At 53.8% G+C, this 15,226-nt stretch carries 20 protein-coding genes; 19 read left to right on the forward strand and 1 reads right to left on the reverse strand.

Features of this window, described 5'->3' with window-relative positions; all coding sequences use genetic code 11:
• From CA13_RS35880 to CA13_RS30475, 18 genes are all read left to right on the forward strand, one after another.
• A partial coding sequence (locus CA13_RS35880) for a hypothetical protein (protein ID WP_419195036.1) occupies positions 1-223 on the forward strand: 223 nt, incomplete at its 5' end.
• A 246-nt stretch (positions 224-469) separates the two neighbouring features.
• Positions 470-1,012: a hypothetical protein gene (locus CA13_RS30395; protein WP_146403073.1), complete on the forward strand. Its 543-nt coding sequence runs from the start codon at positions 470-472 to the stop codon at positions 1,010-1,012.
• A gap of 467 nt (positions 1,013-1,479) precedes the next feature.
• On the forward strand, positions 1,480-1,962 hold the full coding sequence (locus tag CA13_RS30400; protein ID WP_146403075.1) for a TIGR03067 domain-containing protein: 483 nt from the start codon (positions 1,480-1,482) through the stop codon (positions 1,960-1,962).
• A gap of 105 nt (positions 1,963-2,067) precedes the next feature.
• Positions 2,068-2,652 carry a hypothetical protein gene (locus CA13_RS30405; protein ID WP_146403077.1) on the forward strand — a complete coding sequence of 195 codons (585 nt, stop codon included), beginning with the start codon at positions 2,068-2,070 and terminating at the stop codon, positions 2,650-2,652.
• Positions 2,653-2,754: 102 nt separating this feature from the next.
• On the forward strand, positions 2,755-3,201 hold the full coding sequence (locus CA13_RS30410) for a hypothetical protein (protein ID WP_419195037.1): 447 nt from the start codon (positions 2,755-2,757) through the stop codon (positions 3,199-3,201).
• Positions 3,202-3,322: 121 nt separating this feature from the next.
• Positions 3,323-3,883, forward strand: coding sequence for a hypothetical protein (locus tag CA13_RS30415; RefSeq protein WP_146403081.1), 561 nt, complete (start codon positions 3,323-3,325; stop codon positions 3,881-3,883).
• A gap of 166 nt (positions 3,884-4,049) precedes the next feature.
• Positions 4,050-4,691, forward strand: a complete 642-nt coding sequence (locus CA13_RS35885) for a hypothetical protein (RefSeq protein ID WP_419195038.1) — start codon at positions 4,050-4,052, stop codon at positions 4,689-4,691.
• Positions 4,692-4,793: 102 nt separating this feature from the next.
• Positions 4,794-5,531: a DUF2262 domain-containing protein gene (locus CA13_RS30425; protein ID WP_146403085.1), complete on the forward strand. Its 738-nt coding sequence runs from the start codon at positions 4,794-4,796 to the stop codon at positions 5,529-5,531.
• Between the two features lie 112 nt (positions 5,532-5,643).
• Positions 5,644-6,033, forward strand: coding sequence for a hypothetical protein (locus CA13_RS30430; RefSeq protein ID WP_146403087.1), 390 nt, complete (start codon positions 5,644-5,646; stop codon positions 6,031-6,033).
• A gap of 598 nt (positions 6,034-6,631) precedes the next feature.
• Positions 6,632-7,018: a hypothetical protein gene (locus CA13_RS30435; RefSeq protein ID WP_419195039.1), complete on the forward strand. Its 387-nt coding sequence runs from the start codon at positions 6,632-6,634 to the stop codon at positions 7,016-7,018.
• Position 7,019: 1 nt separating this feature from the next.
• Complete coding sequence (locus tag CA13_RS30440; protein WP_146403091.1) at positions 7,020-7,490, forward strand: hypothetical protein; 471 nt, start codon at positions 7,020-7,022, stop codon at positions 7,488-7,490.
• A 129-nt stretch (positions 7,491-7,619) separates the two neighbouring features.
• Complete coding sequence (locus CA13_RS30445; RefSeq protein ID WP_146403093.1) at positions 7,620-8,261, forward strand: YcxB family protein; 642 nt, start codon at positions 7,620-7,622, stop codon at positions 8,259-8,261.
• A gap of 40 nt (positions 8,262-8,301) precedes the next feature.
• Complete coding sequence (locus CA13_RS30450) at positions 8,302-8,766, forward strand: hypothetical protein (RefSeq protein WP_146403095.1); 465 nt, start codon at positions 8,302-8,304, stop codon at positions 8,764-8,766.
• A gap of 415 nt (positions 8,767-9,181) precedes the next feature.
• On the forward strand, positions 9,182-9,619 hold the full coding sequence (locus CA13_RS30455; RefSeq protein ID WP_146403097.1) for a hypothetical protein: 438 nt from the start codon (positions 9,182-9,184) through the stop codon (positions 9,617-9,619).
• Positions 9,620-10,571: 952 nt separating this feature from the next.
• Positions 10,572-10,937, forward strand: coding sequence for a hypothetical protein (locus tag CA13_RS30460; protein ID WP_146403099.1), 366 nt, complete (start codon positions 10,572-10,574; stop codon positions 10,935-10,937).
• 152 nt (positions 10,938-11,089) lie between these two features.
• Positions 11,090-11,632 carry a hypothetical protein gene (locus CA13_RS30465; RefSeq protein ID WP_146403101.1) on the forward strand — a complete coding sequence of 181 codons (543 nt, stop codon included), beginning with the start codon at positions 11,090-11,092 and terminating at the stop codon, positions 11,630-11,632.
• Positions 11,633-11,725: 93 nt separating this feature from the next.
• Positions 11,726-12,211 (forward strand): hypothetical protein, encoded by a 486-nt coding sequence (locus CA13_RS30470; protein WP_146403102.1) that lies wholly within the window; start codon positions 11,726-11,728, stop codon positions 12,209-12,211.
• Positions 12,212-12,514: 303 nt separating this feature from the next.
• A complete protein-coding gene (locus CA13_RS30475) occupies positions 12,515-12,700 on the forward strand; it encodes a hypothetical protein (RefSeq protein ID WP_146403104.1) in 186 nt (61 codons plus the stop codon).
• 190 nt (positions 12,701-12,890) lie between these two features.
• Here the strand turns inward: CA13_RS30475 and CA13_RS30480 are convergent, their stop codons facing one another.
• Complete coding sequence (locus CA13_RS30480) at positions 12,891-14,228, reverse strand: IS110 family RNA-guided transposase (protein WP_146403106.1); 1,338 nt, start codon at positions 14,226-14,228, stop codon at positions 12,891-12,893.
• A 568-nt stretch (positions 14,229-14,796) separates the two neighbouring features.
• Between CA13_RS30480 and CA13_RS30485 the strand changes: the two genes are divergently transcribed.
• Entirely contained in the window at positions 14,797-15,060 is a 264-nt protein-coding gene (locus CA13_RS30485; protein ID WP_146403108.1) for a hypothetical protein, read from the forward strand.
• Positions 15,061-15,226: the final 166 nt, after the last annotated feature.

Here is a 15,226-nt window from a genome sequence, read left to right on the forward strand (position 1 = left end):
CGTGTTTCTGATGCCCAACAGTGAATCGAATTCATACGAATCACCGCACAAGACCAATCCAAATCAGGAAACGCCATGCACATCATCGAGAACTGCAGAGGCTTCTCCGATGGGATTTGGGAAACAATGTTTGCTAGCGCTATCCGTGTTTCTGATGGTGACTCTTCTCGCGGTATGTTCGTTTCTTGCTTGGGTGATGTTTCAGTGGCTTCAATTCACTTAGGATTGAGACTCGTAAAAAGCTGGATATCAATACAGCGTGATGCGACGCCGCAATGATCGCCTACACTGTCAGGTGCGCGATCGGTGAACCAAACGCCGCCCAAAGCATCGACGAACCATGACGTGCACCGGAGGACGGCATGGTGCTCTTACAAATAGAAAACCGAACCGCCGTCCCCGGTGACGTCGGTCGTTACCCGGCTTATCTCTTCCGTTGAGCTTTCGCAATCAAATCACCTGAGATGCAATGACATTACTTCGGATCGTTACCTTTGGCATTCTGGTTGCCCTGCCAGCCGTATTCTGCGGATGCAACAGAAACACAAGCGACAACAAAGATGGGCTCGTCCTCCACTACATTGACTTGAGCAACAAGAGCACGCCTGCATCTTGGGTTCTCGATGACAAGCCTCAATCGATCATGAATGACGCGGCGTCAGCCATGGAAAACGCTGCAACATTGCCGGAAAAGGCCAACTTCTTGGTCGTCTATGACAAGGCAAGCCTTCTCAAGCACTTTGCCGACACAGCAAATGACCAATTCACCGTTCAGCATGTAATTGCCGACGCGGAATTAGACAAGGAAACACAGCTTTACGTTGACTCTAAATTTGTTCACGCTCGCGACAAGATCGGCACACGACTCGACAACGAACTGCTTATTCTCGATGATTACATCGCAGCGTCGAAAGAGGAGTCACTTCGCGAACTCTTCGTCAGATTGAAGGACGCGACATTCACCGTCAGGCAAATGATTGAGAGTTCATCCCCGACCAAGACATACGACTGACCTCATCGCTATTTTCGGGTAACCATCGGTTGCAACGGAGGCCGCGAGTTGAGTCGATTGAAGTGGAGAGTCGTTCGCGCGGCCCCGCTGAACCGTACCGTTATCCGATTAACGACGATCGGTATGCTGGTGTTGGGCCTTGGCGTCACAACACTGGCTTGCGGCTGATGCCGGTGAACGATATACCCGACGAACCATTCCCTCGGACAACTTTTCTGGTTCGACCTTCCAAGCTCCTGTTACCATCGGCTTGCTCGGGCGACAATGGCTTGCGCGAGCAATCTCCTGTTACCATCGGCTTGCTCGGTCTTGCTTTGGAACGTAAACTGGCATTCCACCTTCCACCTAAATTCACCACGGATAACCATCCGTTGCACACGGAAGCCGCGGCCGCGCGGTTTCTGAAATCAATGTCGTTTGCCGCGGCCCGGTGAACGGTGACGTTATCCGACTGAAAGGCATGTCACATGAGAACAGCAGTCACACTATCGCTGCTCCTGACGTTGATCGCAATTTCGGGAGCCTCAAATGCTGAGGAACACGAATCAATCCATCCTTTGATCGGCGTTTGGCGAGTCGTAGCGATGGAACACGAAGGCCGTGCTGATTCGGGGGTGAGTTTCAAAGGTATGCAGTATTCGTTCGACAACAAGACTTGGACGACTCGGCCCGGAGACTCGACGCCGGCTGGTATGGCTGATCGGCCTTCGTTGAAGTTGACGTACACGGTCGACGATTCCATAGAACCGAAACGCTTGACCGGTACAATCGTCCACAAAATGCAAACCAGGACTTTAAAGGCGATTTACAAATTCGACAGCGACAAGCTTGTTCTTTGCTTCGGTGCCGGTGCCTGGCCAGCAGACTTTGATACTTCGCACTCGAAAACGATACGGTACACTGCCGAGCGAATCCCCCAATCAAGTGCGGACAACCATACGGGCGGATAACAAAACGATGCACGCGAAGCCGGGCTTGCGTGCGGTTTTTTCTGCTTGCATGATTATCGTCCCGGCTCGGTGATCGTTGCCGATTCGTCGGACTGAGGTAACGATTTGGACTTTGATCGCGCACTTCGTTCCGACTCGATTCGCGCCCAAGCGTACGCAGCGACTTTCCTTGCCGCAGAGGGCGGGTCAGGATCGCCGTACATCGCCCAGCTTCTTTCGCGATGCAAGGCAATCGATCTGAACGTCAGTGAACTATCGAACTTTGAGCAGCGTCTGGTCTCGCACGGCGCCATGTCGTTATGCACGATTGTAAATGCCTCGGGATACGATGGTGCCGACAGGCTGCACGCCAGTATTCTTGAATGGATACATTCTCTTCCCACATGTCGTCACATACAAATCGCGGGAACGTCGATCCACGCACTCTCGCTCTTGGGTGTCCCGCCGCAAGAAACACGCAAACGGCTTGAAGAGCTGATCGGGTCAGATCGACGCCCAGACGATTATCCCTTGGTTACTCTTCGTGGTACTGCTTTTCGATGTTTGGCCGGGATCGATCGCCAATTCGTTGAACGATTCCTGGACACGCCAGCCTGTGCCGACCATATTACGTTGCTCACACACTGGCTAGAAAACGCTCCTGGCGATCCTAACCTGATTGAGGAGCTTAACTGGTTGACGAGGTCATAAGCGACGAACCATGGGTTGCACACGAAGGACTCGAAAACGCGTTTTGGCAATGGTTGCTTTTCCGCTCGTCCTCGGTGAACCCTGCCGTTCGTCGCACTAGTCATGTGGAAGCGCATCAAACTATTCTTCGCAGCGCAAGAGTTACAACGGCGACCTTTCGTTCATCCAACGTTGGGCACTTTCGAATTCGATGTCGATCTCGGCTGGAAGCGGAATTGCCGTCTCGACGGACATGACGTCGATGTTGTAATTGGGTCCGACGGAGAAACGCCGTCTACGGACATGGCAAACACGGCTGCCGATTGGGTTTCGCATTGGGACATTCTACGTGAGTCCGTAATTGACTACGCTGAAAAGGAACTATCCACATGGAAGCCGGAATGGCATCCGACTGTGGCCAACCGACTGGTGCTTTCGTCCATCAACATCCTTTGGCCTAATGCGCCGACCACAATAATGCTATACTTTGACGACCCGCACGATGATATCCGATCGTGGCATGCGACGTTCGAGGGCCGGGAACCCAAGGGTTTCGCTTTCGATGACTAACGAGACGAAAACGCGACGAACCATGGGATGCAACGAAGCGGCGGTGGTGCGGTTTCTGGTGAGATCAACGTCAACTCCCGCCGCTCGCTGATCCCGGACGTTCTGCCACTGAATGATGCGAATGGATGACACCCGCGTTGACCGTGAACGCAAATGGATCAACTGCCTAATCGTAGCGTTTGGTGGCGCGATCTTCGTCGTCTTACTTTGTAGCGGGACACTGTTCTACGCGACGACGCCACCCAGCCCGCAAACTGTGTTTGAACGCGAGACGGGCCTCGCGTGGCCGACAAACGCAACGATCATCTCAACCGGAGACGATCACGGTGGGTTCATGGGCGATGGGGAATTCCACGTCGTCCTACACGTCGAGGATGCAACTGTATCAAGACTACTCCGATTGCAACCTGCCACCCCGCTCTCGAATTGGCAAGCGGGTCCTGTTCCGACTGAGATTGGCTTTCACTGCAACTTCGGCACGACCGGTGTGTCTGCAATGAGCATGGACGGGGGGCCGATGCACTATTCGGGCGATCCCGAACTCGAAGATGTACTTGGCTCCAACGCAATCATGTATAGTGCACATGAGCGCTGTTGCGATACGATTGAATGGCACAATGGTACTCTATTGATCGTTGACCCACGTTTCAACAAAGTGTGGCTCTCGATCTGGGATTTCTGACACGGAAGGCAGAACCATCGGTTGCAACGGAGCCGGGCTTGCGCGATTTCACAAATGGATAATCAACACTCCCGGCCCGCTGAACCGTGCCGTTCTGCCACTGAATGAACCTCAAAGCATTGGTTTGCCTCTAAATGCGCAAGGATACCGAAACTGAGGACGCAACATGACGACCACAACCACATTGCGGCTTTTCGACGAACTCGCTGCGTCGGAACGCGAGTCTCTGACGAACTCGTTCGATCAAAGACACGATACGATCGCTTCCACAAACGAAGTCATACTCGCCACTGCCTCAGAATGTCGCCAACGCGGTTGGAAGACGCACGAGGGGATTTGGAACCCATGCCTATTCTTGAACACCGTCGCGTACGATCTTTCCCATCTTGTATTTGATTTGGCCTACGAAGAGGACACATGGAAACGTGGATTGTGTGCGAGACACCTTGCAACCTTACTTTTCGAGATTGCCGAGGACATGCCGCAGGTATTCGGCAAACGATTCAACCAGTCGATCGAAACGCTTAACGTACCTCAAGAGCTTCGCGAAAATTTCAGGTCTCGGATGAAGGGTGTATCGAGGTTCTGGCAAGATCACAGAGCGGAACTGAAAGATGTAAGGACAGTGTGCGGCGCACATCGCGATCATGACGCATTAACAATGCTCCGGGCCATCTCTGACATCGACCTCGTGCAGATACTGAGGCTTGGAATATCACTTGGCACAATGCTCAACGAGTTGGGTTCCGAAGCGCAGGCGATTCTGACTAACACCTCTGCAACGAGGCCGCCTGAACAGGACAATTGAGGGCAGAACCAAACAATGCACCCGAGTCGCGAAGCCGGGCGTTTTGGCAATGGACAATTGCTCGTCGCGACCGGGTGATTGCAACCGTTATGCACAAAGAACATGTTTGAAATCACATCCATTGACGAACTGGGATGTAAGATTTCACTCTGGGGCTCCGGTGGTCGAGATGCTCGCTTGAGCTTCACTTGCGCGTCACTCGACGTAACAGCCGATCGTGATGCAATCAGTGCTTTTTGCGACACATTGAGATTCCGACTCGGCGCTGACCTCGAGCTTTCAATCGAGCGTGATCGGGACAAGGTCGACGTATCGGGGATGGTTCGACTTCCAATTGTGTTCAGGTCCCGTCGAAAGGACCACATTCTTGCGTTCGTACGGGATACCTACCGCGAGACCCTGCAACCGCTGATCCGAACACGGACCTCGTCGTATTTGGGGCGATTGATCTGGGACGGCGCTCAATCAGGTTGGACCACATCGGTGACTATTCACGGCGAACAAGTGCCGGTCACAATTGAGACATGGAGCGACAAGGACATTACGCCTATTGTCGATGGCGCCGAGGAGTTGATCAAAAATTGGGACTCTTGGTATCCGCGCATAACCGACGCCATGACCCAGGACCTACACGGCATTTACAATGACAATTGGCGAACCGATGGACGCCCCAAACTCGATTCAGTGCAGTTCCTAGAACGGCTTGCGATCTCTTCAATTAGCTGCGATGAGTCGGGGTGGCGTTCGGTCTACTTCACACAGGATGAACTATTCACCGACCATATCATCGATGTTAGAATTTCGCCTGACAACGAGCTTCAAGCCGTGCTCGCTGGGTAGGAATAGTGCATAACCATCGCATGCAACGGAGCGGCGGTGGTGACGTTTTACGAATGGAATCCAAACTCCCGCCGCCCGCTGATGCGGGACGTTCCCCGACTGAAATTCCCTCATGGTTGACGCTGGCAGCGAAGCATACCGTTGGCTTGATCGACATTCCGAATATATGCTCGAGACTCCGGACGAAGCATTCGACTGGGTGTTCATGTTGACGGACGATGATTGGGATCTGATTGATGCTTCGTGGGAACAACGTTCAGCGGCTTCCAAAGAGGCGATTGCGTACGTTGTGTGTGAGGGGCCGTCTCGCGACTCTCGACGAATGTTGCTTCGTGCGCTGCGAGATCCAAACTCCGATGTTGCAGGGCAAGCGGCGGAATCGCTGGCTAGTCAGCGTGAACTGGACGAATACGCCTTTCCAACGCTCGACTTTGAGTCCGAGCGGATGGTCGCGACGTTGACGGCGGATGACGAATCAGACAAGAATGGCGGGGAACAATGAAATGCACGCGAGGACGGGAGTCGCGTTTTTTGGTCTGCTTGCAAGTCATTCGCCCGTCCCGCGTGATTTCTAACGTTATCCGATCAACGCCGATCGGTATGCTGGTGTTGGGCCTTGGCGTCACAACACTGGCTTGCGGCTGATGCCGGTGAAACGATATACCTGACGAACCATTCCCTCGGACAACTTTTCTGGTTCGACCTTCCAATCTCCTGATGGCTTGCGCGAGCCTTCTCGCACCGACCATCGGCGTGCTCGGGCGACATTCGTTGCTCAACAATGGATCGTCCTGATGGCTTGCGCGAGCAATCTCCGGTTACCATCGGCTTGCTCGGTCTTGCTTTGGGAACGTATACTGGCATCCACCTTCGCACCTATATTCACCACGGATAACCATCCGTTGCACACGGAGCCGCGGGCCGCGTGGATTCTGAAATCAATGTCGTTTGCCGCGGCCCGGTGAACGGTGACGTTCGCCGACCAAATTGGAGAACCTCTAATTACGTCCGAACGGTTTCGCTTCTCAACGCGTTCGTTGCTAATTTGCGTCGCGGTGATTGCGGTTTTGCTCGCAGTCGCCACATACGCAGTCCGTGCAGTGAATTCCGTGCGTCTTGTCGTAATGGATGCCTACCGGGTTTGGGGCACGGGCGAGCTGCTTGTTGACTTCATGAACGCCAATGCCCAACGTTGGCCGAACGACTGGAATGAACTTGAATCTTTCTACGAAGATACAACACGAGCTTATACCGTGATCGAGAATTTCAACGACATTCGAGATCACATTGACATCGATTTCAACTTCGACCCTGCGTCGATAACATTTGACAATGCCGAGGATGATCCGCCATTTCGTGCTGTTTGGCTCCGCAACGGCGCAGATTCACGGTACGTCGGCGCTGGTCCCAATGAAATCGTGTATACTCATCTGAGGCGTCTTGCGGACACAACGTCAAAGCCCAAATCAACGGACGGCGAACCATGAAATGCACGGGAGATCGCCATGGCGCGTTTGCCAATGGATCGTCTTGGGGGCGATCCCCGTGATTTCGGACGTTCGCCGACAGATGGATTGCAAATTGAATCTAGCCGCCACGTTTCTCATGGCATTGGTTTTGTGTGGCTGCAATCGTATTGCGTCTACACCGCAGCCGGCTCCAGGCGGATGGACTCGATCCGATGTGGTCAACAAGAACCTCGTCTTCAACCGCAAAGATGGAATCGACAAATCGACCTATGATCCTGATGGCACCGTTGCAGTTACCATCTTAACTGATGGCCAACCGCCAGTTGCTCCACTCATGTACTGGACGATTGATTCCGACGGCTTCCTCTTGGTGTCCACCGACGACGACATGATGGACGCTCACCGAACACGACTCGTGAAGCGGGAAGGCAGCCTGCTTGTGGTGGAACGCAACGACGGAACTGCATACAATCTAACTTACGACAAATGAATCGCGGCGAACGATGTGATGCAACGGAGGACGGGTGGTTCGTTTCCTCGTCTGCTTGCAAGTCGTTCGCCCGTCCCCGCTGATCACCACCGTTATCCGATTGAACTCTGCACCAGCTTGCCGCGTTAAATGACGGACGCAACGCCCAATCCGTACCAGCCGCCTGCAGCCGTCGAAACCGACTCAGATACCGGTTCGCTTCTCGCCATTCCGATTTGCATCACACTGAAGATGACGACCGGCTATTTGATGGATGCGTTCACTAGAACAAGAGACCGCAACCCGACGCGGAAACGCTGGCTTTTCATCCGCTGGCCGATCGCTGCCTTCCTTCTCTTGTTGGCCGCGATGCTTGGCTTTAACACGCAACCATTGTACGGGCTAGGATTTGCCGCCTTTGTCGTCAGCTCATTCTTCGCATATAGAATTGACGAATGGTATTATCGGTTCACGCTATCGCGATCGACTTGGCTAAACGCGACCTGTGATATTGAGATTTCTGGCGATGGCTACCGCGTCAGTTCACTGGGCTATGACTTGACCGTGCCTTGGTCATCATTCACGATGGCGGACATCTTCAATGACGGGATTCTGCTGTACCAAACCAATACCTCATCGCCGTGGATTCCCTGGTCCGCGTTCTCAACTGACTTCGACGCTGACCGATTTCGCAACTTTACACTACGGCAATTCGCGGATAACCATCGCGTGCACGCGGAGGCCCGTTGGTTCGGTTTCACAAATGGAATGTCAACTCACGGGCCCCGGTGACGCGGGACGTTACCCCATCTAAACGCAGGCGAGGAACGTTGTGTCGGCCAACCCCTATGAGCCGCCCCACGACGAAAACGACCTGTCGCCAATCGGTGCTAACGCAACGAAATCCAACCCAACGATACTGAAATCAGTGGTCGTCACTGGTGCAATATTCTTGCTGGTCACAATCGTTGATATTTTGGTCGAGGTCCTACTATTCCCATATGCTGTCTACGATGGACGCTGGTTTGGGTTGCTTCTTTTCGTCGCGATGGTGATGGTGGTCGTCGTCAAGACAACACGCAGTTTTGATTGCTCGCGGCCGGTTGCTGCGGGCATTCTCGCGCTTACTTGTTTCGGATACGGATACGTATCAACCAACGGCGCGGTGGTTGGTAACTCCATCCGGGATGGTGTAGGCTATCCTGACGTGGCATGTTGTTGGGTCATGTTCATGCTGCCAGCCATCGGGCTGCTCGCCGGTAAGCCAAGCCGTACGAAGAACGAAGAAACGGGGTAACCATCGGATTCAACGGAGGACCGGTGGTCGATTCTGTCGAATGGATGCCCAACTCCCGGTCCCCGCTGATCCGGGTCGTTATCACACTCCGGGCGATCGATGTTCTGCTATGGGGGCGTTGTCGATGATCCGCTGGCAACCGTTTGGTCCGACAACGTCGTTTGTTGCTTTTAAATTGGACCGTCGCTAAACTGATACTGCTAGGAAACGGACAACCGTCACCGAAGGGGCCGAAGGCTAAACTGACGGTGCTCGGTCGATTGATACATCATGGTGACGCGATCGGCGTTTAACCCAAATCCGTGCGATAACCATGTGATGTAACGGAGGACGGGTGGTCCGTTTTCTCGTCTGCTTGCACGTCGTTCGCCCGTCCCCGCTGATCACTGCCGTTCGTCGAATGACTGCCGTACTCATGACGCATCGCAAGAATCTACTGGCCGCGACAATTGCCTCCGCAATCGGATTGGCAGTATTCACGCCGATGCTCGTTCACTACTTCGGCGTGGGGCATGCGCCGCAACATCCGGTCGCGTGTGTGGCTTGGTGGAAGGCACCGAATCGGATTGGTGGAACTATTGACCTCGCGACTCCTCACTCACCATTGTCCGGCCTGAGTATTGAGCGGGAGAGTTGCACGTTCGAGAACGACCAAGACATCGCGGTCTTATCGTGGCGATTTCTGCGCAACAGCGGAAGCGACGACGTTTACCAATTCAATGTGCGCGTAAATCAAGAGCGGGAAATCGCCCGGACGGTTTACTTTGATGGTTTGGTAGCAACTGTGTTGGTCGACGACGCGTCTGGGACATCGATTACAATTGAGTCGCAAGATCCTTTCGAATCCTCATGAAGCGACGAACCATGGGTTGCAACGGAGGCCGCGACCCGAGCTTGTTTGAAGTGGAGAGTCGTTCGCGCGGCCCCGCTGAACCCTACTGTTATCACACTCCGGGCGATTGTTGTTCTGCTATAGGTGCGCTGTTGATGTTTTCGTTCGTTTGGTCCACAACGTCGTTTGTTGCTTTCAAATTGGGACCTCGTTAAACTGATACTGCTAGGGAACGGACAACTGTCACCGAAGGGGCCGAAGGCTAAACGGACGGTGCTCGGTCGATTGATACATCATGGTGACGCGATCGGCGTTTAACCCAAATCCGTGCGATAACCATGTGATGCAACGGAGGACGGGTGGTCCGTTTTCTCGTCTGCTTGCAAGTCTTTCGCCCGTCCCCGCTGATCACCACCGTTATCCGACTTAATCCCGCGTTGTCTTTGCGGTCCAAATTTAACTCGCTGTTGCGCATGAACCGAGCAAAAACTGCAAACCCCTACGAATCGCCGAATTCTCTGCACAGCGAGACGGCTGGCGCAAAGTGCCCTGCATGCGGGACTCCTATCACATACAAACAGGTTTCACTAGCGGCGCTCCCTGTGTTCTTAAGTTGCCGTGGATGCGATGCAAGATTGGTTGGCGGCCGCTTCGTAGTGATGCAAGCGATCGTCATTTTCTTGATTGCACTCCCTACTTTGGCCGTAGCTGCGATTCTTCTTTCTCATTCACCAATCGCTATCGGTGCGTGCTTCGTTGGATTCCTAGTACTAGTTCATTCAATGACAGTCGCGACGGTGCGATATGCTCGCTATCATATTAAGGGCCGCCGGAATGCCGAAGACAACGGATAACAATGCCGTGCACACGGAGGACGGCGTCGCGCTTTTACAAATGGAAAATCAACTCGCCGTCCCCGGTGACGGCTGCCGTTCGTTGGACGAGGAAATCACATCGCGAAGGAATCTGCGCAATGAATCTTAACCGCAACAGGGCACGAACTGGAAAGCGTCGTCTGCAATTTAGCATTCGCACCCTGCTTATATTGACTACGATCGTCGGACCGATTCTGGGCTTGTATGGCCCCGCAGCCGTTGACAAATTACGCGAATTCTATGCCGACAAACAAGCGACAGCTCAAGTGCCCACTCCTCAAACGCAACAGCTTATGATTCAAAATAGACTGCGCAATCAAAAACTTAGCATCCGTATTGCGCAATTCCGACAACAACTTGCCAACATACGGTCCGGGAAAACAACATCACTGTCAAAAACGGAGCAAATCGAACTCGGCATGCGTGCCGACCTGTGGGAGCGCGAGCTTCAAAGGGTAGAATGACTTCGGCTCAATTGCTTCTGCGGATAGCCAACGAACCATGGCATGAACACGGAGTCGCCGATCGTGTCTATTGGTAGTTAGAGACCGGATCGCGGCGACCCGGTTATGCCCACCGTTATCCTACTGATGTGGAATGAACCTGCTGCTAGCATATGCCTAAACAACTCTCGATTACCGAACTTCTTGTTCTTACCGGTGGCATTGCTCTCTGGATCGCATGGTTTCGCATACCACCTGTGGAGTTGGCCGGGTGCATTCAAGATAGGCCTACAAAGGCAATACAGCATATTGAGCAATACCGTATCCACGGCGAGGAGGACTATCGGCGCTGGTTCCAGCGTACAATCTCTGCGTCGCCATTTGCGTCTGTTCCTGGATACTGGCGGAGAGTGAATGACGAACGATCGGACCTGCTCGTGATCCCGGTGCCGCGATGTGCACCAAAGTATAAAGCGCCAGCAAGTTTTCACGCCCATAGCCGCCTCAATGGTTCCTTGGTGTTTTTGCGGCACGACTATGTTGAAGCGTCTACTGCCGCACAGTTGGTGGTTGTTCCATCTAGTGCAACTGTAATTCGTGGAACCTTAGCGTTCCCAGTCGTCGCCGACGTACTGATCGTGACATTGCCGGCCATCCTCATTTTGGCTCTTAGGCGGAATCGTCATCAGAACATTATTACTGAAGAATTCGGATAACAAAGGCATGAACGCGGAGTGGCCGGCAACGCGTTCACAAATGGAAGATCAACTGCGGCCACCCGGTTATCGCCGGACGTTACCCGACTTAACATGCTTCGATTCTCAATCCGCTCGCTCCTCGCTGGGGCGTTATACATTGCCGTTGCAATGGCGTGCTGCGCAGTTGAAAACGACCTGGCTGTCTTCGCGTTCGTGTACGGCAACGCCTTCTTGCTCGCCTTCATCATTGGCCTTGCCCACATTCGATCGAACACGATGAGTGGGATTCAGTTTTCGTTTGCTACAGCATGCCTCGTTTTCTTCCTAGCTGACACTCAGACCGGCTATTCGCTCGCGTCAATCTTAGCTGATCTGTACACTGATGGCGGATTGTCCACATTCCCGAACTATTCGGTTAGCGTGCCCTACACATCAAACACATCGACTTACACTGTTTATGTTCCCGATACTCGGTATCGGGAAGCTCACGTTTTTAGATGTGCGTCGATTGTTGCGTTATCGATCATTTCCACATCTTTCGCTGCGGGAGCGTCTCAACGGTTCCCCGACCAGAGTCCAGAAGGCAACGACGGGTAACCATGCGATGGTGACGGAGCGGCGGTGGCACGCTCCTCCGTCTGCTTGCATATCATTCGCCGCCGCCCGCACATCGCTACCGTTATCCGATCCAAATGTGATGCAGTTTAGATGAATCCGTATGCACCTCCGACCTCGGTTAGCTCGACTGAAGGGCAGCTAAATACTGATTTGACACGCGATTTGGATTCCAGCAGTGTTCGGTCGTCGCGAGAGATAGTTCTTGCGATATCATTGTTCGTTTCATTTGTATTGTTTGTCGTATCCTTGGTTTTCGCGTTTTCTTATTGGAGTAAAATGCACATGGGGCTTCAGAGTGGTGTCACCGCACCTTCTTCCTGCGTCCGATTCCTCGTCGCATCGATTGGAATTGCCCTAGTCGGATATGGTGTGTTTTACCGACGTGTTTGGTTGATTGGTGCTGGCGTGACACTTGCAATGGGCTCGATGGTAACATGGTTTTTCCCAGTACTAACGGCCCTCGATTAAGTTTGGCGGATCTCCAGGAACAACACCTTGAGGATTGCGGATCGGGTGTCTCTGATGTCTCTGAGTGCATTTTTTCCTCGCCGAAGCTGCTGTTTCGGGCTGTCATTCTTGTGTTTTGCATCGCTTTTTCGCTGGCAGCGCAGAGCGATAGCCTTCGCGATGTGAAGCTTCGGATGTTTGCTCCAGGAGGCTAAGCCGCCGGGCTCGGTGAGATATCGAAGCCCAGGTGCTCGGCTCGGCGACGTAAGCTGTTGACTTGTCGTTCACGGTACCTCGCATCGTACGCCTCAGCCCCAATGTCTCGGTACTCCCGGCCCTCTTTCAACATGGTGTAAATGATAATCGCTAGCTTTCTCGCTGTCGCCGTGATCGCACTGGGCGCTCCGTCTCTCGCCTTGATCCGGCGAACGTACGCTCCCAGGGCACACTTGGATTGGATCAACGTTTGGGCACTGACACGCAGTGCTTGCGCCACTCGATTGCCACTGCGATGCGTTCGGCTCTTGCCTTTCTTCTGCTTCTTCCCGCCGGACTTGTTTAGCTCGGGGCACAGGCTCAGCCAACTGACGAAGTGATTCGCCGTCGGCCACGCCGACATGTCCAAGCCAATCTCCGAAACAATCTGCAATGCCGAGTGCTCGGCGATCCCGTCAATGGTCGTCAGGTCGGCACCCGTGAGCCGATGCAGGAGCGAACGTGAATCGAACTTGGGATCGTTGCCACGTTTGCTGCGTTGTTTGGATCGTGGAAGCTTGGGCAGCGGCTTGCCTCCGCTCTTGTCTTCCATCGAACCAAGGTACCTTTCAATGCACTCGTCCACTTCCGCAATCTTTTCGTGGTAGTAGCGATACAGCTCGACGGCCTGCTTGAGCGAGAACAGGTGCTCGTCGCGCCAGCTGCCCTGCAGTGCCAACGCGATCGTGGCCTCATCATTCTTGCAACGATCGTTGCGATGCCTGGCAAGCTTTTGAGGATCTCGCTCGCCCGCCAAGATCGCGTCGATGATTGCCAGTCCTGTCACACCACAAATATCGCTGATGACTTCCGTCAATTTCAGATTCATCTGCTCCATGGCTTTTTGCATGTGCTGAACATGCTGGGCAGCGTGCTTGACCAGCATCTCGCGTTGTCGCATGTAGCCTCGCAGCACGATGATGTCATCGGCGGGCCGGAACGAACCGGTCAGCAGTCCGAATGTGTGCAGCGTTTGAATCCACTGGCAATCCAGCACGTCGGTCTTGCGACGAAACTTCTTGATTTGACTTGGTTCGACCAAGATGACTTCAAATCCCTCTCGCTCAAGCAGTTCGAACAACGGGATCCAGTAGACTCCGGTGGACTCCATCGCAACGGTGGTGATCTGGCACTCCCTGAGCCAATCTGCGATGCCATGAAGGTCAGCGGTGAAGGCACCGAAACTGCGAACGTGGTTGGTTGGGTCTCGCTCTGCAGGCACGGCGACGAAGTGAACCCCCGAAGCGATGTCGATCCCGGCAGCATTCAGGTTGACCTGCTTGAGCGAGTTGATGTTTTCCGGGGCGTTGTCGACGGGAAGTCCGCCACGTCGTCGAGTCTTCCGTTTGGAAGTGACCGGGCGAGCGGCTTTTTGTTTCCGCTGACGCCTTGCTTGTTTTTTCGTTTCTTACGTGACACAATGAAGTCTCCTTGGCCGAGTTTGACTGAGGAAGTTAAAACGCACGGATCGGGCGTACTGAGCTTGAAGTGATTAGGTTCTCCAACGAGGTCGTGCGAGTCGGCTTTGGCCAATTCGCGTGCCATCAATGCCAACGCCAAGAGCTCAGCAGGGCCAAGATAACCAGCGGGCTATGGGACACTTAATGCGTCCCACGCACCAATCCGCAGACGGCCTCCGCGACCCGATCCGTGCCCTCTCTTTTTCGCATCCCATCACAACCAATTCAAGTAAAAACACTGTTCCTCCCAGGCCTCCTCTTCGCGCGCGAAGTTAGTCAGATAACCATCGGTTGCAACGGAGCCGCGGGCCGCGCGGATTCTGAAATCAATGTCGTTTGCCGCGGCCCGGTGAACGGTGACGTTATCCTAACTGAAATGCACTCCGCAAACCGTTGCACGAAATGAATCGACAACGCACGCTACCAACTCCTCACTGTGCGCGACCGACTACCGGTCGTGAATCGGGTTTTGTCGCCGATGGGCACGATCGTTTAATCGCTTCCGTTGAATCCGACGCACGCCGCATTGTCGAGGCAAAATACGCCGACGAGTGGAACGCGAGCGGACTGGTCCGCCGATGGAAGCTGCAACGCAAAATGGATGCTGAAATTGGGGTGCTCGTTGCCGAAATGACGCCTGACGTTTCGCCGGACGCTTTGTTCTGATGATATACTTGCTGACATCGGACGTTGCTCGATTCGGTTCGCAGGCTGACCTCCGATGCTCGATCCAAACCGACGGATAACCATCGCGTGAACGTGCGGACTGGCAAGGTCTGATTGACTAGCGGGTGGAAATCCCGCCTGGGTAAGTGCTAGCCACACGCCCAGT

Source organism: Novipirellula herctigrandis (assembly GCA_007859835.1).
GTDB lineage: Bacteria > Planctomycetota > Planctomycetia > Pirellulales > Pirellulaceae > Novipirellula_A > Novipirellula_A herctigrandis.